The 26487-nt window shown below is 71.2% G+C and carries 22 protein-coding genes; 8 read left to right on the top strand and 14 right to left on the bottom strand.

The genetic code is table 11. The features are described from left to right. Positions 1-12: 12 nt before the first annotated feature. The 11 genes from LG391_RS26210 to LG391_RS26260 all read right to left on the bottom strand — a co-directional run bounded on the left by LG391_RS26210 (position 13) and on the right by LG391_RS26260 (position 12803). Positions 13-717, bottom strand: coding sequence for an ABC transporter ATP-binding protein (locus LG391_RS26210; RefSeq protein ID WP_225771001.1), 705 nt, complete (start codon positions 715-717; stop codon positions 13-15). Continuing rightward, positions 714-1508, bottom strand: a complete 795-nt coding sequence (locus LG391_RS26215; RefSeq protein ID WP_225771002.1) for an ABC transporter ATP-binding protein — start codon at positions 1506-1508, stop codon at positions 714-716. The genes LG391_RS26210 and LG391_RS26215 overlap by 4 nt, the downstream gene beginning before the upstream one ends. Beyond that, the gene (locus tag LG391_RS26220; protein ID WP_225771003.1) at positions 1505-3391 is read right to left on the bottom strand and encodes an ABC transporter permease; all 1887 of its coding nucleotides are present in this window, start codon (positions 3389-3391) and stop codon (positions 1505-1507) included. The genes LG391_RS26215 and LG391_RS26220 overlap by 4 nt, the downstream gene beginning before the upstream one ends. Before the next feature lie 107 nt (positions 3392-3498). Further along, positions 3499-4701 carry an ABC transporter substrate-binding protein gene (locus tag LG391_RS26225; protein WP_225771004.1) on the bottom strand — a complete coding sequence of 401 codons (1203 nt, stop codon included), beginning with the start codon at positions 4699-4701 and terminating at the stop codon, positions 3499-3501. 52 nt (positions 4702-4753) lie between these two features. Beyond that, on the bottom strand, positions 4754-5338 hold the full coding sequence (locus tag LG391_RS26230; protein WP_225771005.1) for an amino acid synthesis family protein: 585 nt from the start codon (positions 5336-5338) through the stop codon (positions 4754-4756). Further along, entirely contained in the window at positions 5335-5919 is a 585-nt protein-coding gene (locus tag LG391_RS26235; protein ID WP_225771006.1) for an amino acid synthesis family protein, read from the bottom strand. Before LG391_RS26235 ends, LG391_RS26230 begins: the two co-directional genes overlap by 4 nt. Beyond that, complete coding sequence (locus tag LG391_RS26240; RefSeq protein ID WP_225771007.1) at positions 5912-6796, bottom strand: UPF0280 family protein; 885 nt, start codon at positions 6794-6796, stop codon at positions 5912-5914. The genes LG391_RS26235 and LG391_RS26240 overlap by 8 nt, the downstream gene beginning before the upstream one ends. 9 nt (positions 6797-6805) lie before the next feature. Beyond that, complete coding sequence (locus LG391_RS26245) at positions 6806-8293, bottom strand: 6-hydroxynicotinate reductase (RefSeq protein ID WP_225771008.1); 1488 nt, start codon at positions 8291-8293, stop codon at positions 6806-6808. A 1-nt stretch (position 8294) separates the two neighbouring features. Further along, on the bottom strand, positions 8295-11051 hold the full coding sequence (locus tag LG391_RS26250; protein ID WP_225771009.1) for a molybdopterin cofactor-binding domain-containing protein: 2757 nt from the start codon (positions 11049-11051) through the stop codon (positions 8295-8297). 1 nt (position 11052) lies between these two features. After that, positions 11053-11889, bottom strand: coding sequence for a xanthine dehydrogenase family protein subunit M (locus LG391_RS26255; protein WP_225771010.1), 837 nt, complete (start codon positions 11887-11889; stop codon positions 11053-11055). A gap of 137 nt (positions 11890-12026) precedes the next feature. Continuing rightward, positions 12027-12803: an MOSC domain-containing protein gene (locus LG391_RS26260; RefSeq protein WP_225771011.1), complete on the bottom strand. Its 777-nt coding sequence runs from the start codon at positions 12801-12803 to the stop codon at positions 12027-12029. A 260-nt stretch (positions 12804-13063) separates the two neighbouring features. Here LG391_RS26260 and clpB point away from each other — a divergent pair, with 260 nt between their 5' ends. Next, positions 13064-15670 (top strand): ATP-dependent chaperone ClpB, encoded by a 2607-nt coding sequence (clpB, locus tag LG391_RS26265; RefSeq protein WP_225771012.1) that lies wholly within the window; start codon positions 13064-13066, stop codon positions 15668-15670. Positions 15671-15711: 41 nt separating this feature from the next. On the opposite strand, the gene LG391_RS26270 is transcribed toward clpB, so the two are convergent. Continuing rightward, positions 15712-16617 (bottom strand): LysR family transcriptional regulator, encoded by a 906-nt coding sequence (locus LG391_RS26270; RefSeq protein ID WP_225771013.1) that lies wholly within the window; start codon positions 16615-16617, stop codon positions 15712-15714. Between the two features lie 112 nt (positions 16618-16729). Between LG391_RS26270 and LG391_RS26275 the strand changes: the two genes are divergently transcribed. Genes LG391_RS26275 through LG391_RS26285 form a run of 3 tightly spaced genes read left to right on the top strand, consistent with a single transcriptional unit; the run spans position 16730 to position 18276 of the window. After that, positions 16730-17461 carry an SDR family oxidoreductase gene (locus LG391_RS26275; protein WP_225771014.1) on the top strand — a complete coding sequence of 244 codons (732 nt, stop codon included), beginning with the start codon at positions 16730-16732 and terminating at the stop codon, positions 17459-17461. Between the two features lie 12 nt (positions 17462-17473). Beyond that, positions 17474-17830, top strand: a complete 357-nt coding sequence (locus LG391_RS26280) for an Atu4866 domain-containing protein (protein ID WP_225771257.1) — start codon at positions 17474-17476, stop codon at positions 17828-17830. A gap of 47 nt (positions 17831-17877) precedes the next feature. Beyond that, positions 17878-18276 carry a VOC family protein gene (locus LG391_RS26285; protein WP_374200788.1) on the top strand — a complete coding sequence of 133 codons (399 nt, stop codon included), beginning with the start codon at positions 17878-17880 and terminating at the stop codon, positions 18274-18276. Between the two features lie 9 nt (positions 18277-18285). Here the strand turns inward: LG391_RS26285 and rsgA are convergent, their stop codons facing one another. Continuing rightward, positions 18286-19356 (bottom strand): ribosome small subunit-dependent GTPase A, encoded by a 1071-nt coding sequence (gene rsgA, locus LG391_RS26290; RefSeq protein ID WP_225771016.1) that lies wholly within the window; start codon positions 19354-19356, stop codon positions 18286-18288. A 264-nt stretch (positions 19357-19620) separates the two neighbouring features. Between rsgA and LG391_RS26295 the strand changes: the two genes are divergently transcribed. Then, positions 19621-20553: a cyclase family protein gene (locus LG391_RS26295; RefSeq protein WP_225771017.1), complete on the top strand. Its 933-nt coding sequence runs from the start codon at positions 19621-19623 to the stop codon at positions 20551-20553. A 36-nt stretch (positions 20554-20589) separates the two neighbouring features. Further along, entirely contained in the window at positions 20590-22584 is a 1995-nt protein-coding gene (locus tag LG391_RS26300) for an alpha/beta fold hydrolase (RefSeq protein WP_225771018.1), read from the top strand. Between the two features lie 196 nt (positions 22585-22780). On the opposite strand, the gene LG391_RS26305 is transcribed toward LG391_RS26300, so the two are convergent. Next, the gene (locus tag LG391_RS26305) at positions 22781-23452 is read right to left on the bottom strand and encodes a hypothetical protein (protein ID WP_225771019.1); all 672 of its coding nucleotides are present in this window, start codon (positions 23450-23452) and stop codon (positions 22781-22783) included. A gap of 244 nt (positions 23453-23696) precedes the next feature. On the opposite strand from LG391_RS26305, the gene LG391_RS26310 reads away from it, so the two are divergent. Both LG391_RS26310 and LG391_RS26315 read left to right on the top strand, forming a co-directional pair. Beyond that, the gene (locus LG391_RS26310) at positions 23697-25544 is read left to right on the top strand and encodes an iron-containing redox enzyme family protein (RefSeq protein ID WP_225771020.1); all 1848 of its coding nucleotides are present in this window, start codon (positions 23697-23699) and stop codon (positions 25542-25544) included. After that, entirely contained in the window at positions 25541-26485 is a 945-nt protein-coding gene (locus tag LG391_RS26315) for a hypothetical protein (protein ID WP_225771021.1), read from the top strand. The genes LG391_RS26310 and LG391_RS26315 overlap by 4 nt, the downstream gene beginning before the upstream one ends. Positions 26486-26487: the final 2 nt, after the last annotated feature.

A 26487-nucleotide genomic window follows, 5' to 3' on the forward strand; every position in this document is an offset into this window, starting at 1 on the left:
GGCCGCCTCATATCACACCGCGAGATAGGCGTCGCGGATCTCCGGCTGCGCCTCCAGCTCGGCCATCGTGCCGCCGAAGCGGATGCGGCCGGTCTCGATGATGTAGGCGCGGTCGCTGATCAGCCGCGCGAAATGCAGGTTCTGCTCGGACAGCAGCACGCTTAAGCCCTCGCGCTTCATCGCCAGGATGGCGTCGGCCATCTGTTCGACGATCTTCGGCGCCAGCCCCTCCGACGGCTCGTCCAGCAGCACCAGCGACGGGTTGCCCATCAGGGTCCGGGCGATGGTCAGCATCTGCTGCTCGCCTCCGCTCATCCGCCCGCCGGGGCGGCGGCGCATCTCGGCCAGGTTGGGGAACAGGGCGTAAAGCCGCTCCGGCGTCCATGTCGGCGCTCCCGGCCGCGGCGGCTGCTGGCCGACCGCCAGGTTCTCCTCCACCGTCAGGTCGGTGAAGATCCGCCGGTCCTCCGGCACATAGCCCAGGCCGGCGCGGGCGATCTCATGCGTCGGCTTCGCGGCGATGTCGGCGCCGCGGAACAGGATCCGCCCCTCGCGCCGCGGCACCAGCCCGACCAGGGACCGGAAGGTGGTCGACTTGCCGGCGCCGTTCCGGCCGAGGAAGGCGACGACCTCGCCTTCGCCGACCTCGAAGCCGACATCGAACAGGATATGCGCCGGGCCGTAATGGGCGTTGAGACCGGAGACCGAGAGCGTCATGCGGGCACCTCCGTCCGGTGGCGGGCGTCGTAGACCAGGCCGTCGCCGAGATAGACCGCGCGCACCTGCGGGTCGCGGCGCACCGCCTCGGGCGCGCCCTCGGCGATCAGCGCGCCGCGGTTCAGCACCATGATCCGGTCGGCATGCTCGAACACCACATCCATGTCGTGCTCGGTGAACAGCACGCCGATCCGCCGCTGCCGCGCCACCTCCGCGGTCAGGCGCATCAGCGCCACCCGTTCCTTCGGCGCCATGCCGGCGGTCGGCTCGTCCATCAGCAGCAGCTTCGGCGCATTGGCCAGGGCGATCGACAGCTCCAGCCGCTTGACGTCGCCATAAGCCAGCTCGCCGCAGGCTCGCTCCGCCGCGCCGCCCAGCCCGACGAGGTCGAGCAGCGCGTCGGCCTCATCCGGGTAGGCGCGGCCAGCGAAGCTGAGACCGAACCGGCGGTGATGCGACAGCAGCGCTGTCTGCACGTTCTCGCGCACCGTCATCGAGGCGAAGGTGGCGGCGATCTGGAAGGTGCGGCCGACGCCCAGGCGCCAGACCCGGCGTGGCGCCAGGCCGGTGATGTCCCGCCCCTCCAGCCGGACGCGGCCGGCATCGGGGCGGATCTGGCCGTTCAGCATGTTGAAGCAGGTGCTCTTGCCGGCGCCGTTCGGGCCGATCAGGGCCAGAATGCCGCCGGCCTCGAGCGTGAAGTCGCCGCCGCGCACCGCCTGAACGCCGGCATAGGATTTGGCCAGGCCCTCGCCCGGCAGCAGCGGCCCCATCACTTGTTCGGACTTCATCCCGCGGCCTCCAGGCGGGGGGGGGCGGCGGAGATCGGGGGGGGGGGTTTTCGTCGCCTGGCCCGCCCCTCCTCGACGAAGCCGACCAGGCCCTTGGGGGAGGCCACGACCAGCAGCACGATGATGCCGCCCAGCACCAGCTTCGACAGGTCGGTCTGGCTGACCAGCCAGATCGCCAGCGCCTTGTAGACGATGGCGCCGATCACGGCGCCGGACGCGGTCTCGATGCCGCCCAGCAGCACCATGACCAGCCCGTCGATCGACAGCGGGATGCCGAGATTGTCCGGGAAGACGCTGCCCTTGAGGAAGGCGAACAGCGCCCCGGCCAGCCCGGCGGTGGTGCCGGCGACCAGGAAGGCGGCCCATTGCACGCCGGCCCGGCCGATGCCGATGGCCTCGGCCCGCTGGGTCGAATCCCGCACCCCGCGCAGGGCGAAGCCGAAGGGCGAGAAGGTCAGGATCCGCAAGAGCGCGATGCCTGCGGCCGCCACGGCCAACGCCAGCCAGTAGAAGCCGGCCGGGCTGGCGGCCCATGACGAGGGCCAGATCCCCAGCATGCCGTTGTCGCCGCCGGTCAGCTCGACCCACTGCGTCGCCACCGACCAGGTGATCTGGGCGAAGGCCAGGGTCAGCATGGCGAAGTACACGCCGGACAGGCGCACGCAGAAGGCGCCGAACAGCGCCGCCCCGGCCAGCCCGAACAGCGGCCCGGCCAGCAGCGCCACCTCCATCGGCAGGCCCATCGCCCTCACCGCGAAGGCGGCGCCATAGGTGCCGAGGCCGAAATAGGCGGCATGGCCGAAGGAGGCGAGGCCGCCGGTGGTCATCAGGAACTGCAGGCTGGCGGCGAACAGGGCGAAGATCGCGATCTCGGACGCCACCGCCAAGGCGTAGCCGCCGGCGACCGTCGGCAGCAGCGCCGCGGCCGCGAGGGCGACGAGCAGGGCGATGCGCTCCCCGGTGCCGAAGGGCCGCCAGGGCCGGATGGCGATACCGATGGTCGGCCGCGCCGGCCCCTCCGCCTTGCCCAGCAGGCCCCAGGGCCGCACCACCAGCACGCAGGCCATCACCAGGAACACCAGCACCAGAGAGATGGTGGGGAAGACCAGGATGCCGAAGGCGTTCAGCTCCGACACCAGCACCGCGGCGATAAAGGCGCCGGGCACGCTGCCGAGGCCGCCGATCACCACCACGACGAAGACCTCGACGATGATGCGCAGATCCATGGTGTGGGTGACCGCGTCGCGCGGGATCTGCAGCGCCCCGCCCAGGCCGGCCAGGAACACGCCGAGCGCGAAGACGCTGGTGAACAGCCATTTCTGGTTCACGCCCAGCGCCGCGACCATGTCGCGGTCCTGGGTCGCCGCCCGCACCAGCACGCCCCAGCGGGTGCGCCGGAACAGCAGCCACAGCAGGCCGAGCACGACGGGGCCGAGGACGATCAGGAACAGGTCGTACAGCGGCAGCCTCTGGCCCAGGATCTCGACCGCGCCGCGGAAGCCCGGCGCGCGGCGGCCGACCAGGTCCTCCGGCCCCCAGATCAGGACCGCGAGGTCCTGCACCATCAGGGTGACGCCGAAGGTGGCCAGCAGCTGGAACAGCTCCGGCGCCCGGTAGATCCGGCGCAGCAGCACGATCTCCAGCAGGGCGCCGAGCGCCGCCACGATCAGCGCCGCGGCGACGAGACCGCCCCAGAAGCCGAGGGCGCCGGAGAAGCGCTCGGTCAGGGTGTAGGCGAGATACGCGCCCAGCATGTAGAAGGCGCCGTGCGCGAAGTTCACGATCCGCGTCACGCCGAAGATGATCGACAGGCCCGACGCCACCAGGAACAGCGAGGCGGCGCTGGCGAGTCCGGTCAGGAACTGGGCGACGAGGAAATCCACCAAGCCTCTCCCGTTACTTATTCTAGTCCCCCCTCCCCCTGCGGGAGGGGGTAGGGGGAGGGGGTTTTCGATGCGGGACTCCGGCGGTGCCGGTTCAACAAGGACGGCTATTCCGCCGGCCGCAGCTTGGCGACCTCGGCATCGGACGGCAGGTAGTTGGCGCCATCACGGTACTGGAAATCGGTCATCACGCCCTTGCCGTCCTCGACCGTGGTCTTGCCGACGAAGGCGCCGAGCGTCGACTGGTGGTCGATCTTGCGGAAGGTGATCGGGCCGAACGGGCTGTCGACGCCAATGCCCTCGGCCGCCGCGATCATCTTGTCGGGATCGGCCGACCCGGCCTTGGCCAGGATCGCCGCGATCGACTTCATGGTGGTGTAGCCGACGATCGAGCCGAGCCGCGGATAGTCGTCGTACTTGGCCTGGTAGGCCTTCAGGAACGCGTCGTGCTCCGGCGACTTGATCGCGTACCAGGGATAGCCGGTGACGATCCAGCCCTCCGGCGTCTCGTCCTTCAGCGGATCGAGGTACTCCGGCTCGCCGGTCAGGAAGCTGACCACCGAGCGGTCGTCGAACAGGCCGCGGGTGTTGCCCTCGCGCACGAACTTCACCAGGTCGGCGCCGAAGGTGACGTTCAGGATCGCCTCGGGCTGCGCCGCCGCCAGCGCCTGCACCACCGCGCCGGCGTCGATCTTGCCCTGCGGCGGCCACTGCTCGTTGACCCATTCGATGTCCGGCCGCTTGGCGGACAGCAGCTGCTTGAACACGGCCACGGCCGACTGGCCGTATTCGTAGTTCGGCGCCACCGTGGCCCAGCGCTTGGCCGGCAGCTTCGCCGCCTCCTCGGCCAGCATCGCCGCCTGCATGTAGTTCGACGGGCGCAGCCGGAAGGTGTAGCGGTTGCCGTTGGCCCAGGTGACGGCATCGGTCAGGGGCTCCGCCGCCATGAAGAACACCTTCTTCTGCTTGGCGAAATCCGACACGGCGAGGCCGATGTTGGAGAAGAAGGTACCGGCCAGGATGGTCACGCCTTCGCCCGAGACCAGCTCGTTGGCCGCGGTCACGGCATCGGCCGGCTTGCCGCCGTCGTCCTTGGAGATGACGACCAGCTTCTGGCCGTTGACCCCGCCGGCGGCGTTGATCTCCTCGATCGCCAGCTGCCAGCCCTTGCGATAGGGCTCGGTAAAGGCCGGCAGGCCGGCATAGCTGTTGATCTCCCCGATCTTGATCTCCTGCGCTCCGGCCGAAGCCGGCCCGCAGAGGGCGGCGGCCAGCGCCAGGACCGCCGCGACGTGAAACCCTGCCTTCATCCCTGTCTCCTTCGTGTCCTTGTCGGTCGGGCTGCCTTGTGGTTTGCCCGATTCAGCGGAGGCCGTCCTCCCCCTTGATCTGGTCCTTGGTCAGTCCGCCGACCCGGGGCAGGGGGCGGCCGCTGTCGGTCACCGCCACCGCGATCATGATCTCGCCGGCCCGCGGCGCATCGGCGATGCGCACCTCCATGCCGTCGAAATGGCTGCGGACATAGGCTGCGTCCTTGTGGCCCAGCGGGATGTCCAGCGCCACGCCCGGGCCGCCGCGCTTCTTCGAGGACGGGATCAGCGCGGCGCCCTTGCCCAGCACGCGGCGCACCGGCGTGCCCAGCTTCGGGTGCAGGATGGCGGCGGCATGCTCCAGCTCGCCGTTCTCACCGACAGCCGCGGCCTTGCCGTAGCTCTCCGCCGCCGGGCCGTCGATGCCCAGTGCCGCCACCGCCTTCTCGGCCAGCAGGCCGCCCAGCTCCTCGCCGATCTCCATCAGCTCGGTCAGGTCCTCGGCATAGCGGCCGGCGAAGGGGTTCTCGATCACCGCCACCGCCGCGGCGCGGCGGGTCGGCGGGGTGACCGGCCGGCCCATCTCGGTCACCGTCTCCTCGACCACGGTGACGATCTTGCGGATCCTCGCGCTCATCGCAACCTGTCCTCGCCCTTGATCTCGCTGGCCTTCAGCCCGCCGACGCGGGCGTGGACGCGGGCGCCGGTGGTCATCACCAGCACCAGCGCGATCTCGTCCGCCTTCGGGCCGTCCGGCACGCCCACCTCCATCGCGTCGAAATGGCTGCGGACATAGGAGGCGTCGATATGGGTGACCGGCACGTCCAGCCGCGCGCCGGGGCCGCCGACCTTCTTGGCCGAGGGCACGATCGCCTTGGCGCCGCCCAGCGCCTCGCGCATCGCATAGCCGCCGGGAACATGCCACAGCGCGCCGTGCTCCAGCTCGCCGGCGGCGCCGACGATGGCGCCCTTGCCATAGCCCTCGATCGCCTTCGGGTCGCCGCCCAGCGCCCGGATCAGCTGCTGCGCCATGGCCAGGCCCAGCGGCTTCAGGTCGTCCATGAAGCCGGCGATCTCCTCGACATAGCGGCCGGCGAAGGGGTTGCGGATCACGGCGACGATCGCCCCGCGCCGCAGCGGCGTCGCGGCCGGCGGCCCGCCCTCGTGGAAGATCTCCTCGACGGTGACCAGGCGCTTGCGGATCTCGACCTCAGGCATCGATCAGGCTCTTTGGTTGCGGAGACATGCGTGCGTCCAGCCCCACCGCCCGCGTCTCGCCAGCCAGATGCAAGGCGGCGGCGCGGATCAGGCCGCGGGCGATCAGGGGCTCGGCTCGGGCCGCGCCGGCGGCCAGGGCAGCGTCGATCTCGGCCGGAACCAGCGGGCCGACGCCGCGGGTCACCAAGCGGTCGCCCAGGTCGCTGTCGGGCTGCAGTTCCCGTGCCGGAACGCGCTGAATCGCGGGATGGCCGGGCAGGTCGACGGCATTGGCCACCACCGTGGCCGCGGCATCGGCATCGGCGGCGCCGGCCGCGAGGATGGTCACCGCATCGGCGATGCCGAGCGAGAAGCTGCGGCCGCGCCAGCCGCTGGTGGCGATGCCGCGGATCCCGTCCCCGGCCGCCAGCGCGGTGGTGCCGAACAAGCCGGGCTGGTCCGGCTTGTCCACCAGGCCGACGGTGAAGCTTTGGCCCGGCGCCAGATGCAGGGCGATGTCGCCGCCATTGTTGACATAGGCGCGGTCCACCGGGGCCGTCCCTGTCATCACCGCCAGCACGGCCTCGGCCACGGCACCGGCCACCGCCGCCATGGGGGTGATGAAGGTCTCGGCGGCATAGGGCGCCACCGCGTCATGCATGCGGCGGGCGACCGGGCCCTGCAGCGGGCAGCGGTCCGGCCGGGCCGGGGCGCGCAGCAGGGCCAGCTCGTCGCACAGCTCGTCCAGAAGGCCGGTGAAGCGCCGCGCCGCCGCCTGATAGGCCGCCTGCACCGCCTCCATCGTCCCATTGGCCTCGACGATCAGGTCGATCGGCCCGTCCTGCAGATGCAGGCGCCGCCCGTCGGGCAGCAGCGCGATCTGCGGGAGGCGGGCCATCGGCGTGCCTCAGCCGTGCGACCGCTTCGCGCCCTGGGGCGCGAAGGGCCAGGGGTTGTCGCGATAGGGCGCCACCGGCCGCCGCGCCGCGTCGACGCCGAGGGAGGAGAGGGGGCGGACATGGTCCATATGCCCCTCCAGCGCCTCGTAGTCGGACAGGCGCAGCGTGAACTCGATCGGCGCCACCAGGGCGGGGGTCGGGACATAGCCGAAGGCGTTCTCCGGCACCCGGGTGACGTCGACCATGAAGGTGATGCCGCCGCCCGGCCAGACATAGACCGGGGCGCCGCCGCAGGTGACATAGGTCAGCGCCTGCTTCACCGACCGGGTCAGCCGCACCGGGTTCTCGGTGACGCCGGAGCGCAGCGAGCCGCCGGCGCCGCCCATGAACAGCACGGTGCACAGCGCCGGCTCGCAATTCTCCTCGATCCGCGCGATCGACTGCCGCAGCGCCGCCGGCAGCTCCTGCTGCACCGGCTTCAATTCGTCGTCCAGCACGTAATAGGCGAAATGCTCGCCGGTGGTGCTGACCATCAGCATGGTCAGGCCGGGCCGCGCCGCCTTCGGGTTGAACGGGCCCAGGATCGACAGCGGGTCGGAGATGTCGGTGCCGCCCCAGCCGGTGCCGGGCTGCGCCACCTGGAAGTAGCGGCCGGGGGTGGAGCGGCGGCCCTTCATGTGGATGCCGGTGTCGGGGATGCCCAAGAGCTTGCCGGCCTGGTGCTCCGACAGCACGCCGGTGATGTGGTCGTCGACCACCACCACCTCGTCGACCTTACCGTGCCACTGCTTGGCGAACATGCCGATGGTGGCGGAGCCGCAGCCGACCCGCATCCGCTCCTCGGCGGCGCCATTGACGATCGGCGGCTTGCCGGCCTGCACGATCACGGTGGCGCCGTCATCGATGGTCAGCTCGACCGCGCGGCCGTTGCTCAGCTCCAAGAGGGTGTCGCAGGTGACGCGACCTTCCTTCTTGCTGCCGCCGGTCAGGTGGTGCACGCCGCCCAGCGACAGCATCTGCGACCCGTACTCGCCGGTGGTGACATGGCCGACCGGCTCGCCCTGGGCGCGGACCAGGCTGCGCTCCGGCCCCAGATGGCGGTCGGTGTCGATCTTCACCTTGACGCCGCAATAGCTGAAGATGCCCTCGGTCACCACCGTGACCATGTCGACTCCGTCGACCTCGGCCGAGACGATGAAGGGGGCCGGCTTGTAGTCCGGATAGGTGGTGCCGGCGCCGATCGCGGTGACGAAGGTCTCTGGCCCGCGCACCAGCTTGCCGTCCCAGTCGCCGCCGCCGCGGTTGAACGGCACCACGCTGCCGCCCTGCTGCAGGGTGCGGTCCAGCACCACATGCGGGTCGACCCGCACCAGCGTGCCGTCATGGTTGGCGTAGCGGTCGCAGGCCCCGGCGGCGCCGGGCTTGATGTAGCACATCACCGGACAGGCATCGCAGCGGATGCGGCCGTCCTCGGTCTTTTCCGTGGGCTGGGACATGTCAGTCCTTCTGTCCGGCCGCCAGGATCGCGGCGCGGACGCGGTCCGGCGTCGCCGGCACCCGGCGGATGCGCACGCCGGTGGCGTCGTGGATGGCGTTCAGGATGGCGGGGGCGGTCGGGATCAGCGCCTGCTCGCCGATGCCCTTGGCACCGAAGGGGCCGACCGGGGCGGCGTCCTCGATCAGGATCGATTCCACCGGCGGCATGTCGCCGGCCGATGGGATCAGGTAGTCGTGCAGGTTCTCGCCGCGGCCGGGATGGAACTCCTCCATCAGCGCCAGGCCCAGCCCCTGGGCGGCGCCGCCCTCGATCTGGCCTTCGACCAGGGTCGGGTTGATCGCCCGGCCGACATCGTGCGCGGCGGTGATCTTGAGCACCCGGACGGTGCCGAGCTCGAGGTCGACCTCGACCTCCGCCATGTGGGCGCCGAAGCCGTAGACGGCGTAGGGCACGCCCTGGCCGTCCGCATCCAGCGGGCTGGTCGGCGGGTCGAAGGTGGCCTCTGCCGCCAGCACATAGCCGCGCTCGTCCTGCGGCAGGGCCGCCAGGTCCAGGCTGCGCGCGTGCTCGCCCTCGGTCACCGTGACCCGGCCGTCGGCGAAGGTGATGTCCGCGCCCTCGCCGGCATTGGCCAGGCGCAGCAGGGCGCGGCGCAGATCGCGGCCCGCCAGCTCCGCCGCCTTGCCGGTGACGAAGGTCTGGCGCGAGGCCGAGGTCTTGCCGCAGTCCGGCGTCAGGTCGGTGTCGGCCGAGACCAGGTCGAAGCGCCCGATCGGCGCCCCTAGCGCGTCGGCGCAGATCTGGGTGACGACGGTGTTCGAGCCCTGGCCGATATCGACCGCGCCCTGGTGCAGCGCGATCCGCCCATCCGGCTTCAGCCCGACGCGGATGGTCGACGGGTTGGGCAGCGAGGTGTTGCCGCAGCCATACCACATGCCGGCGACGCCGGCGCCGCGGCGCAGCGGGCCGGTGGTGGCCCGGTTGAAGGCGGCGGCCTCCTCTCGCGCCCGGCGCCAATGCGGCCGCAGCGCTTCCAGGCAGGCGCGAATGCCGGTGCCTTCGCCCAGCACCTGGCCGGTCACGGTTGGCTGGTCGGGCCGCAGCGCGTTGGCGATGCGGAACTCCAGCCGGTCCAGCCCCAACCGGTCGGCCAGCTCGTCATAGAGCTGCTCCTGCGCCACCCCGGCCTGGGGCACGCCGAAGCCGCGGAAGGCGCCGGCCGGCACCAGATGGGTGTGCACGGCGCGGGTCAGGGCCCGGTAATGCGGCACGTAATAGGGACCGGAGGCGTGCACCGGCACCCGGTTGGCCACGGTCGGGCCCCAGGAGGAATAGGCGCCGGTGTTGAAGTCGCCGGCGAAATCCATCGCTGCCAGCTTGCCGTCGCGGGTGGCGCCGACCCGCACGCGCATCCGCGACGGGTGGCGCTTGGTGGTGGTCATGATCGACTCGGTGCGGGAATAGACCATGCGCACCGGCCGCTTCAGATGCCAAGCTGCGATCGCGACGAAGGGCTGCAGCGACAGGTCGAGCTTGGAGCCGAAGCCGCCGCCGACCGCGGTCGGGATGATGCGCACGGCCTCCGGCGCGATGCCCAGGATCCTGGCGACGTCGTCGCGGTCCATATAGGGCGCCTGGGTGCAGGCCTGGATCTCGATCCGGTCGCCGACGCGGCGGGCGAAGCCGGCCTCGGGTTCGATATAGGCGTGCTCGACGAAGCCGGTCTCGAATTCGCCCTCGACCACGACGTCGGCCGCGTCCAGCGCCGCCTCGACATTGCCGCGCACGACGCGGCCGCGCACCAGGATGTTGCCGGCCCGGTCGGGATGAACCAGGTCGGCGCCGGGCGCCAGCGCGGCATCGATGGTGGTGTGCGCGGGCAGGGGCTCCCACGCGACCGGAAACTCCGACAGGTCGAGCGACTCGATCGCCCAGCTCTCGCCGACCACCGCGGCCACCGCCTCGCCGCGGAACCGGGCCTCGGTCTCGGCGAAGACCGGCTGGTCGGCGAAGGGGCCGATCACGCCGAAGCGGTTCTCGCCCGGCACGTCCTTTGCCGTGAACACCCGGACGATGCCGGGATGGGCGGCGACGAAGCCGTCGAGGTCGCCGAAGGCGAAGCGGGCGCGGTGATGCGGGCTGCGGACGGCGCGCACCGACAGGGCGCCGGACGGGATCTCGTCGGCGCCGAACACGTCGCGGCCCTCGACCTTGCGGCGGCCGTCCAGCCGGTCGATCCGGGCGCCGACGGCGCGGCCGGCCTCGGGTGGTTCCGCCGCGACAGGCTCGGCACGGGCGTCGAGGATGGCGACGACGATCTTGCGATAGCCGGTGCAGCGGCACAGCACCCCGCCGATCGCGTCCATCACCTCGGCCTCGCCCGGCTCCGGATTCCGGTCCAGCAGGGCGGCGGCGGCCACCAGCATGCCGGGGGTGCAGATGCCGCACTGGGCGGCGCCGTGGCGCAGGAAGGCGGATTGCAGCCGCGACGCCGTGGGCGACTGCGCCGGCAGCCCCTCGATGGTGGTGACGCGGCGGCCCTCGACCTGGCCAGCAGCGACCAGGCAGCCGCAGACCGGGGTGTCGTCCAGCAGCACGGTGCAGGCGCCGCAATCGCCGGCATCGCAGCCGACCTTGGTGCCGGTCAGGCCCAGATCGTCGCGCAGCAGGCGGGTCAGCCGGCCGGCCGGGTCGGCCGGCACCTGCACCGGGCGGCCGTTCAGTGTGAAGCTGAGGACGGGACGGGAATCCAGCATCTCAGATCTCCGCCGCGCAGCAGTCCAGCGCGCGGCGCACCAGGGTCAAGGCCGCATCCAGGCGGTAGGCCGCGCTGGCGCGGACATCGTCGATCGGCGACAGCGGTGCCAGATGCTCCGGCCTGACCAGCGCGCCGAGGCCGGGGCGCGCCGGGGCGCCGACCAGCTCCTGCTCCAACGCCGACAGTCGTTGCGCGACGGCGGAGCAGGCGCCGACCGCAACCCGGGCCTGGGCGACCCGCCCATCGGCATCGGCTTCGACCACCGCCGCCACCATGGCGATCGAGATCACGAGATAGCGGCGGGCGCCGAGCTTAAGGAAGGCGGAGGCGCCGGCATCGATCGTCCGTGGCACGATGACTGCGGTCACGATCTCGTCGTCGCGCCGGGCGGTGCGGCGGTTGCCGGAGATGAAGCCGGACAGGGGCAGGGTGCGGTTGCCGGCCTGCGAGCGCAGCTCCACCGCGGCGTCCAGCGCCAGCAGCGGCGGCACGCCATCGGCGGCGGGGGAGGCGTTGCACAGGTTGCCGACGATGGTGCCGAGGTTCTGGATCTGGATCGAGCCGACCTCCCGCGCGGCGGCCTTCAGCGCATCGAAGCAGCGCGGCAGCGGCGCGGCGATGATGCTGCTCCAGCTGGTGCGGGCGCCAATGCGGATGCGGTCGTCGCCGAGGACGATGCCGTCCAGCTCCGCGAGCCGCGAGATGTCGATGATCGGCCCGGCCAGCGGCCGGTCTCCCGCCGCCGGAAAGATGTCCGTTCCGCCCGCCAGGATGCGGCCGCCCGGCGCCGAAAGCGCCGCCACCGCCTCGTCCAGCGTGCCTGGCCGGAGGTACATGCTGATCTCCCTGGCCTGATCCTGTTCCGAAGATCCGCCGTTCTCCAGCGGTCATTTCATTCGTATACAAACGATCTTCATCCGCGCCGGCAGGGCTGTCAAGGCGGGATCGGACAGGGGGAAGCGGAGCCGCGCCGCTACGCGATCGTCAGCGTATCGCCTTCCGCGATATGGCCGCCCGCCAGAACCTCGGCGTAGATGCCACAATCGGCGTGGCCGAAGCCGCTGATCAGGGCCTTGGGGATGTTCAGGTCGCGATCGCCGGTCGCCGGATTGACGTTGGTCGCGGCGCAGCGGCCGATGCGCGACACGACGCGGAGCCGCGCCGGCCCGATGGCCAGCTCCTTTCCGACCAGCTCGAACTCCGACCAGGCCGGCAGGCCGTCGAGATAAAGATTGCCGCGGAAACGCCGCGGGTCGACCGGCGCGCGCGTCACCCGCTCGATGTCCTTCACCGACGCCAGGTTGATCAGCGAGACCAGCTTTTCCGGCTTGTCGGTGAAGGCGATGCCGGGGGCGGAGACGATCTTCAGCGCGCCACGCGGGTCCTTCATGAAGGCATTGAGGAACTGGTTGATCAGCTCCTGCCCGATCGGCAGGGACAGCAGGCCGCGTGCCACCTGCTTGCCGTCGCGCTTCAGCGTCAGGGCTTCCGTGGCGTCGTCGTAGTCGATGCCCAACTGAGCCAGCCGCTCGTCGGTCATCAGCTGCAGGAACTGTCGCTTCGGCTGCCAGCTGGGCGCCGTCGGGTCGCATTGGCTGGCGCCGTGCACGATGGCGAAGCGCCGGTCGTGCGGCAGCGTCTCCCCGGCGGCGAGATCCGTGACGGCGAGTTTCTGCCCGGCCAGGCCCTTGACGGGATAGCGGTACAGGTCGGCGGGGCGGGCGGCGGTCCTGGGCGGGCTGGCTGGCAACGGGGCGGGGACATGGCCCTAGCGCCTTAGGGCGCGGGGGAACATTCGGCGCCCCGGGGACCGCCGCTATGCGCGAATGGGACCGGCTTCGGATCGGCGCGTTCGCAGCGCATGCGGTCCCGGACGCCTCCGGAAGGCCTTGTTGCTGTCGGGCCACACTCCTACATCAGTCCTGCATCCTCCCGGATCGCACTGATGTGGATCAAGGCGGGGTCGGGCTTCGTGCAAGACGACCGCGCCGGACAGTGGAGACAGAGTTTATGGATCTTCAGAAGTTCACCGAACGCAGCCAGGGATTCCTGCAGGCGGCTCAAACCGCAGCGCTGACCCGCGGCCACCAACAGCTGCTGCCCGAGCACCTGCTCAAGGGGCTGCTCGACGACGAGGAAGGGCTCGCGGCCAACCTGATCCGCAGCGCCGGCGGCCGGCCCGAGGCGGCGGCCCAGGCGGTGGAGCAGGCGCTGGCCAAGCAGCCCAAGGTCGAGGGCGGCGGCCAGGTCTATCTGAGCCGCGAGCTGGCGCGGGTGCTGGACCAGGCGCAGGAGCAGGCGAAGAAGGCCGGCGACCAGTATGTCGCGGCCGAACGCCTCCTGCTGGCGCTCGCCATCGCCAAGGAGACCGAGGCCGGCCGCGCCCTGGCCCAGGCCGGCGTAACGCCGCAGACGCTGAGCCGCGCCGTCGACGCCATGCGCAAGGGCCGAACCGCCGACAGCCCCGGCGCCGAGGGCCAGTACGACGCCCTGAAGAAATACGCGCGCGACCTGACCGAGGCCGCGCGGTCGGGCAAGCTCGACCCGGTGATCGGCCGGGATGAGGAGATCCGCCGCACCATCCAGGTGCTGTCGCGCCGGACCAAGAACAACCCGGTGCTGATCGGCGAGCCCGGCGTCGGCAAGACCGCGATCGTCGAAGGACTGGCGCTGCGCATCGTCAACGGCGACGTGCCGGAGAGCCTGAAGAACAAGCGCCTGCTGGCGCTCGACCTCGGTTCGCTGGTGGCGGGCGCCAAGTTCCGCGGCGAGTTCGAGGAGCGGCTGAAGGCCGTGCTGCAGGAGGTGACGACGGCAGCCGGCGAGATCGTGCTGTTCATTGACGAGATGCACACGCTGGTCGGCGCCGGCAAGGCGGACGGCGCCATGGACGCGTCGAACATGCTGAAGCCGGCCCTGGCGCGCGGCGAGCTGCACTGCGTCGGCGCCACCACGCTCGACGAGTACCGCAAGCATGTCGAGAAGGACGCGGCGCTGGCCCGGCGGTTCCAGCCGGTCTTCGTCTCCGAGCCGACGGTCGAGGACACCATCTCGATCCTGCGCGGCCTGAAGGAGAAGTACGAGCTGCACCACGGCGTGCGCATCACCGACGGCGCGATCGTGGCTGCGGCTACCTTGTCGAACCGCTACATCACCGACCGGTTCCTGCCGGACAAGGCGATTGATCTGGTCGACGAGGCCGGGTCGCGGCTGCGCATGCAGGTCGACAGCAAGCCCGAGGAGATCGAGGCGCTGGACCGGCGCGCCATGCAGCTGAAGATCGAGCGCGAGGCCCTGAAGAAGGAGACCGACGCGGCCTCGAAGGACCGCCTCGCCAAGCTGGAGCAGGAGCTGGCCGAACTGGAGGAGCAGTCCTCCTCGCTGACCGCCGCCTGGACCGCGGAGAAGGAGAAGCTGTCCGCCGCCACCAAGGTGAAGGAGCAGCTCGACCAGGCCCGCGGCGAGCTGGAGCAGGCGCAGCGCGGCGGCAACTGGGCCCGCGCCGGCGAGCTGACCTATGGCGTGATCCCGGAGCTGGAGAAGAAGCTCAAGGAGGCCGAGGCGGCCCAGGCCTCGCACATGGTGCGCGAGGAGGTGCAGGCCGACGACATCGCCGCGGTGGTCAGCCGCTGGACCGGCGTGCCGGTCGACAAGATGCTGGAGGGCGAGCGCGACAAGCTGCTCCACATGGAGGAGAAGCTGAAGACCCGCGTCGTCGGCCAGGACGAGGCGCTGACCGCAGTCGCCAACGCGGTGCGGCGCGCCCGCGCCGGGCTGCAAGACCCGAACCGGCCGATCGGCAGCTTCCTGTTCCTGGGTCCGACCGGCGTCGGCAAGACCGAGCTGACCAAGGCGCTGGCCGAGTTCCTGTTCGACGACGAGACCGCCATGGTCCGCATCGACATGTCGGAGTTCATGGAGAAGCACGCGGTCAGCCGGCTGATCGGCGCGCCGCCGGGCTATGTCGGCTACGACGAGGGCGGGGCGCTGACCGAGGCGGTGCGGCGCCGGCCCTACCAGGTGATTCTGTTCGACGAGGTCGAGAAAGCCCATCCGGACGTCTTCAACGTGCTGCTGCAGGTGCTGGACGACGGCCGCCTGACCGACGGCCAGGGGCGGACGGTCGACTTCCGCAACACGCTGATCGTGATGACCTCCAATCTGGGCTCCGAGCATCTCGCCTTGGCTTCGATCGAGCAGGGCGACGACGAGGGCGAGATCGACTTCGTCAGCCGCGAGAAGGTGCTGATGGCGGTGCGCCAGCACTTCCGGCCGGAGTTCCTGAACCGGCTCGACGAGATGATCGTGTTCCGTCGGCTCAGCCGGACGAACATGACCGGCATCGTCGACATCCAGCTGGGCCGCCTGCGCCACCTGCTCGAGGACCGCAAGATCGCGCTCGAGCTCGACGAGCGGGCGAAGGCCTGGTTGGCGGAGCAGGGTTACGACCCGGTCTATGGGGCGCGGCCGCTGAAGCGGGTGATCCAGCGCGAGCTGCAGAACCCGCTGGCGACCGCGATCCTGGAGGGCCGCGTCGTCGACGACAGCACGGTGAAGGTCACTGCGGGCGAGGACGGGCTGGTGCTGGAGCCGCAGCCGCTCGCCGCCGCGGCCTGACGTGAGACGGGAAGGGGCGCTGCGGCGCCCCTTTCTCTTGCCTACACCGTGACCTCGAAGACGAAGTCGAGGAAGGCGCGCACCCGGGCCGGGGGCAGACCGCGCGAGCGGTGATAGGCGTAGACCGGGAAGCGCTCGTCCGACCAGTCGGGCAGCAGCCGGACCAGCCGGCCGGAGGTCAGCAGGTCGCACACGCTGAACTCCAGCGGCTGGCCGATGCCCTGGCCGCCCAGCAGGGCGCCGATCAGGCTGCCGGAATCATTGACCGTCAGCCGGCCCCTGACCGGGACCGACACCACCTCCGCCTTGCGCCGGAACTCCCATTCATAGGGCCGGCCGGTGGCGGCCTCCTTCACCAGCACACATTCATGGCCGTCCCGGACCAGATCCTCCGGGTGGCGGGGCCGGCCGCGGCGCTCGACGTAATCGGGGGAGGCGCAGGTCAGGACCCGCGTCTCCAGCAGCAGCTTGCTGTTCAAGCCTGAGGGCTCCGGCTCGCCGAAGCGCAAGGCGATGTCGAAGCCCTCCGCCACCAGGTCGCCGATGCGGTCGCGCACCACCAGCTCCAGCTCGATCTCCGGATGGCGCGCCATGAAGCCGGCCAGGCGCGGCGCCAGCACATGATGGCCGAAGGCGGCATCGGCATTGACCCGCAGCCGGCCGCGCACCGCGCCGGCGGCGCCCGACGCCTCGGCCGCCCGCTCCTCGATGCCGGTCAGGTGCGGCATCACCCCGTCGTAGAAGCGACGGCCCTCCTCGGTCAGCGTGATCGCCCGCGGCGTGCGGTCGAACAGGCGAACGCCCAGCCGCGCCTCCAGCCGGGCGACGGCACGGCTGACGCCGGACTGAGTCAGGCCCAGGCTGTCCGCTGCCCGCACGAAGCTGCCGGCCTCGACCACCGCGGCCAGGGCGCTGATGCCGCTCAGCAGGCGGCCATCGAAAGCCATGAGCACGAGTCCCAGTCATTGAAATGATGTCGACTATGCGCTCGTGTCGTGTTGGGTCAAGCCATAGGGTCGTGGCGGCGGCGAGGCACGCCGCAGCTGATGGAGATCCGACATGGAAGGCAAGGTCATTGCCGTCACCGGCGCGTCGAGCGGCATCGGCGAGGCCGTGGTGCGCCATTTCGCCAGGGCCGGCGCGGCCGTGATGCTGGGCGCCCGCCGCCTGCACCGGCTCGAGGTGGTGGCCGATGAGATCCGCCGCGGCGGCGGCCGGGTGGGGCTGCAGCGTTTGGACGTCACCCGCCGCGAGGATGTCGACGCTTTCGTCCAGGCCGCGGTGGCGCAGTTCGGCCGGCTGGACGTGATCGTCAACAACGCCGGGGTGATGCCGCTGTCCCCGGTTGCGGACCTCAAGGTCGAGGAATGGGACCGGATGGTCGACGTCAACCTCAAGGGCGTGCTGTACGGCGTCGCCGCGCCCCTGCCGGTGTTCCGCGCCCAGGGCAGCGGCCATGTCGTCAACGTCACCTCGGTCGCCGACCGGCGCATCGTGCCGACCGCAGCGGTGTACTCGGCGACCAAGTGCGCCGTGCGTGCCTTCTCCGAGGGGCTGCGGCAGGAGATCGGCGGCGGCGTCCGGGTCACGGTGGTGGCGCCGGGCGCGACGGAATCGGAGCTGGCCAACGGCATCTCCGACCCCGAGCTGCGGCGGGCGGCGATCGAGGACTACCGCCGCGACCTGCTTCCCGCCGAAGCCATCGCCCGCGCCATCGCCTATGCCGTCGCCCAGCCGCCGGACGTCGACGTCAACGAGCTGGTCGTGCGCCCGACCGCCCAGGCCTATTGAGCGGCGGCCGTGATGCTGCCCTTCCGCATCGCCCTGGCGGCCCTGGCGGTTCTCTCCGCCCCGGCCACCGAAGCCCAGACCATCCCCGCACAGGCCAGCGACATGACACGCACCGATCTCTCCGAGGCCGATCTCGTCGGCATGTGGGTGACCGAGAACGGTCACATCCGGCTCGAACTGCTGGCCGGCGGCCGCTACGACGAGGCGCGCGGCGCCCGGCGCAGCGCCTATGCCGGCCGCTGGGAGATCCGCGGCCCCGGCGAGATCTTCTTCGCCGACGATTCCGGCTTCACCGCCACCGGCACCGTCGCCGACGGGACCCTGGAGGTGGGCGGCGACCGCTTCCGCCGGGACGGGCGCTGGGACTGACCGGCATGCCGTCCTATCATCCCGCGCCTGAGGAGGAGGACGGCATGATCCGCATCGACCATCTCGACCACTTGGTGCTGACCGTGGCCAGCATCGAGGCGACCTGCGACTTCTACACCCAGGCGCTGGGCATGCAGGTGGAGACCTTCGGCGCCGACACGCCGGAGGGGAACCGCCGCAAGGCCCTGCGCTTCGGCGACCAGAAGATCAACCTGCATCAGGCCGGGCACGAGTTCGAGCCGAAGGCGCTGCGGCCGACGCCGGGCTCGGCCGATCTCTGCTTCATCGCCGCGACGCCGCTGGAGGAGGTGATGGCCCATCTCCAGCGCCTCGGCATCGCGATCGAGGAGGGCCCGGTGCCCCGCACGGGGGCCGCCGGGCCGATCCGCTCGATCTATCTCCGCGATCCCGACGCCAACCTGATCGAGATCTCGAACCCGGCGTGAGGGCGCCGGTCACCCCCAGTCGCCGCGCTTCTTGCCGGCGCGGTACTGCTTGTGCCGCTGGATCCAGACGCGGCGGGCCTCGGCCCGGGCCAGCGGGTCCTCCTTGCGCTCGAGATGGGCCAACTCGCGCTGCAGCTTGCCCCAACTGCGCCAGCGCTCCGGGTCCAGGCTGCCGTCCTCCAGCGCCGCGCGCACGGCGCAGCCAGGTTCGGTCTCGTGCCGGCAGTCGGCGAAGCGGCACTCCGCCGCCAGCGCCTCGATGTCGGCGAAGGTGGCGGCGACGCCGTCCCCGGCGTCCCACAGGCCGAGCTCGCGCATGCCCGGCGTGTCCAGCACCAGCCTTCCGTTCGGCAGCAGCACCAGCTCGCGATGGGTGGTGGTGTGGCGGCCGCGGGCGTCGTCCTCGCGGATCGCGCCCGTGGCCATCAGCTCGGTCCCTGCCAGGGCGTTGACCAGGCTGGACTTGCCTACGCCGGAGCTGCCGAGCAGCACCGCCGTCTGGCCCGGGGCGAAGCAGTCGCGCAAGGCCTCGACGCCCTCGCCGGTGACGGCGGAGACGACATGCACCGGCACGCCCAGCGCCACCGCCTCGATCTCGGCCAGCGGCGCGTCGCGGTCGTCGCACAGGTCGGCCTTGGTCAGCACCACGATGGGGGAGGCGCCGCTCTCCCACGCCGTGGCCAGGTAGCGCTCGACGCGCCGGGCGTTGAGGTCGGCGTTCAGCGAAGTGACCAGGAAGGCGACCTCGACATTGGCGGCAACCACCTGCCCGGTCGGGCGGCCGGGGCCGGCGGCCTTGCGGGTGAAGGCGCTGCGTCGCGGCAGCACCTGGTGGATGGTGGCGCTGCCCTCCTCCGGGCGCAGGGATGCGGCCACCCAGTCGCCGGCCACCGGATAGTCGCCCTCCAGCGCCTCATGGGCGAAGCGGCCGGAGAGTTGGCCGGTCATCTCGCCCGCCGGGGTGACGAGACAATATGCGCCGCGCTGCTGCACGGTGACGCGCGCCGGGCTGAGGCCGCGGACGGCGAGCGGACGGAAATCATGCTGGAGCGCCGGGCTCCAGCCATAGCGATCGATCAATGTCGGATCCTCGATCGGAAGCCTGTCAGGCGCCGGCCGAAGAGATCCCGATGTCAGGAGGCCCGAACGGCGGCGCAGCGAAGGGGGGCGCGAAGCGCGCGGACAATCGCAGCCATCGTCATCCCCTCCTTTCCGAGCCGTTAGGGGCGACCCAGGGATAAGCCGGCCGGGACGGGGCGTCAAGCCGGCGTCCGATCTTACCGCTTGGAGGCCGGCCCGGGCTCGGGCGATGCTCGTCCGCGCAAACCATCGAAGGGGGCTTCCATGCTGCGGATCCTGGCCGGGACGGCCGTCCTGTCCCTTGCGCTGGCCGCCGCGCCGGCGGCGCAGGCGGCGGAAGGGCTGTGGAGCGTCTATGATTCGACGCTGAAGAGCGCGAAGTACATCGACCTGACCCATGCCTTCGCACCGGTCCAGCCGGTCTGGCCGGGCTTCGGCAATGCCGAGTTCAAGCCGGCGGTGGCGGGCAACGATCTGCCCGACTACGCCAAGAAGGGCGACGAGTTCACCTACGCCAAGCACGGCTTCGTCGCCAGCGCCTATGCCCTGCCGACCGACCAGTACGGCACCCAGCTGGACCCGCCGGCGCATTGGGACGAATACGGCGCCACCATCAGCGACCTGCCGCCGACCTTCGCGGTGCGCCCGCTGGTGGTGATCGACATCCACGAGAAGGTGGCGAAGGACCCCAGCTACGCCATGACCGTCGAGGACGTGACGGCCTGGGAGGCGAAGCACGGCACCGTGCCCGAGGGCAGCGTCGTCATGGTCCGCACCGACTGGTCGAAGAAGTGGGGCGATGTCGAGCACTTCAACGACAAGCCGTTCCCCGGCGTGTCGCTGGACGCGCTGAAGTTCCTGCATCTCGAGCGCCGCATCCTGTTCCACGGCCACGAGCCGCTGGACACCGACGCCACGCCGACGCTGGAGGGCGAGGCCTGGCTGATGCACAACCACTTCACCCAGGCCGAGGGCGTGGCCAATCTCGACCAGGTGCCGGAGGCCGGGGCGCTGATCGCCATCGGCTTCGCCAAGCCGCTGGGCGGCACCGGCGGCTACGCCCGCTACATCGCCATCGCCCCGGCCGACTGGCCGCACGGCGTCACCATCGCCGAGGCGCCGGGCGCGCCGCTGCCGAAGCAGACCGCCCCGCTGCGCCGCGGCCCCGACGGGGTGATGCGGCCGACGCCGCAATAGCGGTTGCCGGTCGCGGACGCTCACGGCGGAGGAGTCATGTCGATGTCGAGGATGGCGCTGATGGCGATGACCCTGTTCGGCCTGCTCTCGGCCCCGGCGGCAGGGCAGGCGGCCGAGAAGACGGTCGAGTTCACGGTCGACGGCCAGAAAGTGGTCGGCACGCTCAACCTGCCGGACGGCGTCGCTTCGCCGCCGGCGGTGCTGCTGCTGCACGGCTTCACCGGCAGCCGGGACGAGCTGGAGATCCCGGCGGCGAAGGAGGGCATCTTCCGCCGCGCCGCGCGGATCTGGGCGGCCCAGGGCATCGCCAGCCTGCGCATCGACTTCCGCGGCAACGGCGACAGCGAAGGCGCCTTCGCCGACATGACGCTGGACGGGCAGGTGAAGGACGCGCTGGCCGCGCTCGACTTCCTCGCCGGCGGGGGCGAGGTCAACAGGGATCGCCTGGCCCTGGTCGGCTGGAGCATGGGCGGCACGGTCGGCGCCATCGTCGCCGGTCGAGCCAGGCAGAAGCTGACCTCCGTCTCGCTCTGGGCGCCGGGCACCAACATGCCGGCATCGATCGCCCTGCTGCTCGGGCCGGACATCGTCCGGCAGGGGCTGGCCGGCGGCGACACGCCGGTCACGGCGAAGCTGCCCTGGGGGGCCGAGGTCGCGCTCAAGGACAGCTTTTTCCGGAGCTTGTACGCGATCGACCCGGTGGCGGAGATCGCCCGGTACAAGGGGCCGCTGCTGGTCGCGGTCGGCACCAAGGACGACGTGGTCTTCCCGCAGCCGACGGCCGGCCAGGTGCTGCTCGACAGCCATGACGGGCCGGAGGAGCTGTGGGTGCGGCCGATGGACCACGTCTTCAACGCCTTCGACGGCACCGCGACGGTGGACGAAGTGATCGCCAAGACCGGCAGCTTCATCGCCGCGGCGCTGCCGCCCGCGGTCGACGCCGCGGCCGATCACGAGACCAAGGGCGTGACCGAGGGCAACCTGCCGGTCTTCTACCAGAAGCTGAAGGACCAGCTGCACTTCGCCCTGGCCCGGGACCAGGCCGGCGGCGACTTCCCGCAGTGGCGGGCGACCGCCCGGGCGAAGCTGTGGGACCTCTTGATCCAGCCCGACGACGACACGCCCTTCGACGCCCGGGTGGTGGAGGAGCAGGATCGCGGCGGCTACGTCGCCCGGAAGATCGTTCTGTCGATCACCGGCAACAGCCGCGTCGCCGCGCTGCTGCTGGTGCCGAAGGGGCCGGGGCCGTTCCCGGCGGCGCTGGTGCTGCACGACCACGGTGGCAAGTTCGATATCGGCAAGGAGAAGATGGTCCGGCCCTGGGGCGACGCGGCGCGGCTGGCCTCGGCCCAGGCCTGGGTCGACAAGTACTATTCGGGCAACTTCATCGGCGACGACCTGGCCCGACGCGGCTATATCGTGCTCGCGACCGACGCGCTGGGCTGGGGCGACCGGCAGAACAACGGACCGGAGTCGCAGCAGGCGCTGGCCTCGAACCTGTTCAATCTCGGCTCCTCGCTGGCCGGCACCATCGCGGTGGAGGATGTGCGGGCGGCGCGCTGGCTCGCCTCGCTGCCCGAGGTCGACAAGGACCGCGTCGCCGCCATCGGCTTTTCCATGGGTGCCTTCCGGGCCTGGCAGGTGGCGGCGCTGACCGACGCGGTGACGGCGGGCGTCGCGGTCAACTGGATGGCGACGCTGGACGGGCTGATGGTGCCCGGCAACAACCAGCTCAAGGGCCAGTCGGCCTTCAACATGTTGCACCCCGGCATGTTCCGGTGGTTCGACTATCCCGACGCGGCCGCGATCGCGGCGCCGAAGCCGATGCTGTTCTATGCCGGCGAGACCGACCCGCTGTTCCCGGCGGCGTCGGTGCGCGCGGCCTTCGCGAAGATGGCGAAGGTCTGGGCCGATGCCGGCGCGCCGGACCGGTTCTCCGCCAAGGTCTGGCCGAACGCCCATATCTTCCGCGCCGAGGAGCAGGCGGAGGCCTTCGACTGGCTCGACCGGCAATTCGCCCGGCCGGAGTGAGGGACCCGCGCGGACACGCGCAGACCCCTCCCCCTAGCCCCCTCCCGCAAGGGGAGGGGGAGAGTGGAAGGCCGGGCGGGCTTGGTGATGGCGTCGCAGGCCGGGTTCGCGCTACGCGAACCCGACACAATGGTGCGGCGGCGGGATATTGGGTTCGCGATGCGAGCCCAACCTACGCGGTCGAGCCGCAGAGGCCTCAGCTGCTGTCCGGTTTCGCCGGCTCCGGCGCGGGACGGCCGGTGCCGGACTCGTCCGGTCCGGCGGACCAGTCTTCCGCGGTCTCGCGGTCGCCGGCTTCAGTCTCGGCCCGCGGGGTGGTCGCCGGCGGGGCTGCCGGCGGATCGAGGATCTCGTCCCAGCTGCGCGGCAGCCGGATCGGGTCCGGCGGGTAACCGATCTTGCGGCACACCGCCTGCACGAACTCCGCCGCCGACAGCGTGTCCAACTGCGCGTCCAGGATCTCGTCCTCGACCAGCGCCTCCCACGCCGTCGACCGCATGCATTCGGCGTCCAGCCCCTCCTCCGGCCGCGACGCCGCCGCCACCATCCCGGCCGCGCGCTCCCGCCGCTCCCGGCGGCGCCCTTCCTCGCCCGATTCCTTGCGCTCGTCCCTGCGCTTGATGAAGCCGGTGCGGATCCGCTCGGTCAGGGCCACGGTCAGCCGCACCGAGCGCGTCAGCCGCGCCTGGACCGGGCCGAAATCGGGCGACGCCTCCGGGTCGAGATGCGCCCGCTCCTGCTGCCGCTCGGTCATCCGCTTGCAGCGCATGTCGATCTCGGCCGCCTCGCGCAGCAGTCGCAGCGCCCATCCCGTCCAGTTCATGTCGGGATCAGTCGGCCGGGTCGGTTCGGATGGCAACTCGTCCATGGAACGTATCATGAACAAGAGAACTTGCTAATACTACTGCGATCTTTGTCCGGCCGAATTCCACGATGTTAATCTGTCTATCAAAATGGCGGCACCGGCCGAAAACGCCGCGGGATGGGCCTGTTCCGGCCGCAAATCCGGGGTTTTCTGTCCGCAATGCCGCTGGGTGGACGCCGGGCCCCGGGATAGACTCGGGGCCAAAGGTCGCGCCCGGCGGCCTCCGCTGGCTGCATCGGACCCTTCCATGACCTTCCTCACCGGTTTTGGCCGATTCCTCCCGGGCGAACCTGTCGGCAATGACGAACTCGAGGCCCTGTTCGGCCCGCTGAGCCCGCGCCAGCGCCGGGTGCAGGAGGAGGCGCTGGCCCATAACGGCATCCGCAGCCGGCACTATTCGCTCGACCGCAGCGGCGTCTTCCGCTTCGACAACGCCGGCATGGCGGCCCGGGCGGCGCGCGCGGTGCTGGAGAATGCGGGGCTGCCGCCGGGCGACCTGGCCTTCCTGGCCGCCGGCACCTCGGGCGGCGACGTGCTGGCGCCCGGCTTCGCCAGCATGGTGCATGGCCGGCTGGGCCTGCCGCCGCTGGGCCTTGCCAGCCTGCAGTCCTTCTGCGCCAGCGGCATGATGGCGCTGCAGGCCGGCCACCACGCCATCGCCGCCGGCGGCCGGCCCAACGCGCTGGTGGTGGCCTCGGAATTCGCCAGCCGCTTCTTCCGCGCCGGCTTCTTCGAGACCGGGCGCTTCGACCTCGACGCCGAGTTCCTGCGCTGGATGCTGTCGGACGGCGCCGGCGCGGTGCTGCTGGAGGACCGGCCGGCCCGCCGCGGCCTCAGCCTGCGGCTCGACTGGGTCGACATCGTCTCCCATGCCGGCCATCACGACACCTGCATGGTCGGCGGCGCCCGGCCGTCGCGCGAGGCGGAGGATGGGTTGGCCGCCTGGGGCACCTATCCGACGCTGCAGCAGGCCGTCGACGACGGCGCCTTCCGCCTGCGCCAGGACCTCAAGCTGCTCGACGCCATCGTGCCGATGTGCACCGCGCGGTATTTCGAGCTGATCGATGCCGGCCGGATCGATCCCGACCGCATCGACTATGCCCTGTGCCACATCTCCTCCGCCGCCTTCCGCGGCAAGATGCTGGCGGGGCTGGAGGCGGCGGGGCGGCCGCTCGACCCGGAGAAGCTGTTCTCGAACCTCGCCACCTGCGGCAACACCGGCGCCGCCTCGATCTACATCATGCTGGAGGAGCTGGTGCGGACCCGGCCGCTGGCGCCCGGCCAGCGCATCGTGCTGATGGTGCCGGAGAGCGGGCGCTTCATTGCCGCCTATGCCCATCTGACCGTGGTCGGCCCCGACGGCGAGGCCGGAAAGGCGCCGATGCCGGTGACCGCAGCTGTGCCGCCCGAGCCCGCGCCGGCGACGGGATCCGACGCCATCCGCCGGCTGCAGCAGCGCCTGGCCGCGGTCTGGGCCGCCTTCGAAGCGGACCTCGAGGCGGTGCCGGTGGTGGTCCGGCTGCAGCATGGCCGGCTGACGCTCGACGACTACCGCCAGGTCCTGTTCGACCTGCGCCAGCAGGTGGTGGAGGGAGCGCGCTGGATCGCCCGCGCCGCCTCCTCGATCGGGCCCGATCTGGTGGCGGTGCGACCGCTGTTCATCGGCCATTCCGGGGCGGAGCAGAACGACTTCCGGCTGCTGGAGGAGGATTATGTCGCGCTGGGCGGGTCGCTCGACGACATCCGCCGCGGCCGCAAGAACATCGGGTCGGAGGCGCTGTCGGCCTGGATGTTCCAGAAGGCGAGCGAGCCGAATCCGATCGACCTCCTGGGCGCGATGGTGATCATCGAGGGGCTCGGGGAGCGCATCGCCGGCCGCTGGGGCGCCGCGATCCAGGACCAGTTGGGCCTGCGCGACGACCAGGTGCGTTTCCTGCGCCATCATGCGGCGGAGGACGAAGACCACATCGCCAAGCTGTGGTCGCTGCTGGAGCAGCTGGACCTGACCGAGGCGCGGATCGACGGCATCGTCGCCTGCGCCAAGGTCACCGCCCGGCTGTACCGGCTGCAGCTGGAGGAGCTGGGCAACCGATGACCATGCAGGCGGGGGAGGGGGGAAAGGCGGCCTGGCCGGCGGATTTCGATCCGGCCCAATCGCCGCCGGACGACCCCGATCCGTGGACCACGCTCTATGTCGACCAGGGGCTGTGGATCGACCCGGAGGCCAAGGCCGCCCTGGTGCGCAACATGAAGTCCTGGTCGCGCCGGGCGGTGCTGCCGATCCTGCGGCCGGTCGCCCGCAGCTTCGTCGTGCTGAACACCCTGATCCGCCTGGCCCTGCCCAGGACGCTGGCGCGGCCGGTGCTGCTGCACCGCATCCTGGTGTGGAGCCTGCGCCGCTTCGTCCGCCGCGACGCCAACTTCCTGGTGCTGCGGCACTTCCATCTCGGGTCGGAGATCCTGGCCTTCATCGCCGCCAACGTGCCGGGCTTCCGGCCGACCACCCGGCCGCTGCGCCCGGCCAATGTCGGCGAGCTGATGCCGGACGTGTTCCTGCGCCACGACATCAACATCTACCGCTTCATCCTCGAGCTGAACGCCCATCTCGCCGCCACCGGGCGCGAGCTGGTGCCGCCGGAACGGCTGGACCTGACGCCGATCACCGACGGGCCGATGCCGATCGAGGCGGAGCTGGAGGGCACGCGCAACGGCATCGACCTGCACAGCGCGGTCGAGGCCTACACCCCGGTCTACCAGCTGCTGCTCAGCGACAGCGACTTCTGGCGGGCCAGCAACTCGCTGCAGCTGGACGAGATCATCGGCGTTTACGTGGCCCGCATTCTCGGCAACCCCTACAACCTGTCCTTCATGCTGAACCGCCATCCGCTGATCCCGGAATCGACCCTGAAGGCCGGCTATCGGCTGATGCTGCACGGGCTGGTGACCGAACAGCTGCACGGCTATCTGCGCCAGCTCAAGCGCGCCCAGGCCAGCGGGGGGGCGATCCCGGCCACCCGCGCCACGGTCGACGGCTGACA

The sequence above is a fragment of the Inquilinus sp. Marseille-Q2685 genome (assembly GCF_916619195.1).
GTDB lineage: Bacteria > Pseudomonadota > Alphaproteobacteria > DSM-16000 > Inquilinaceae > Inquilinus.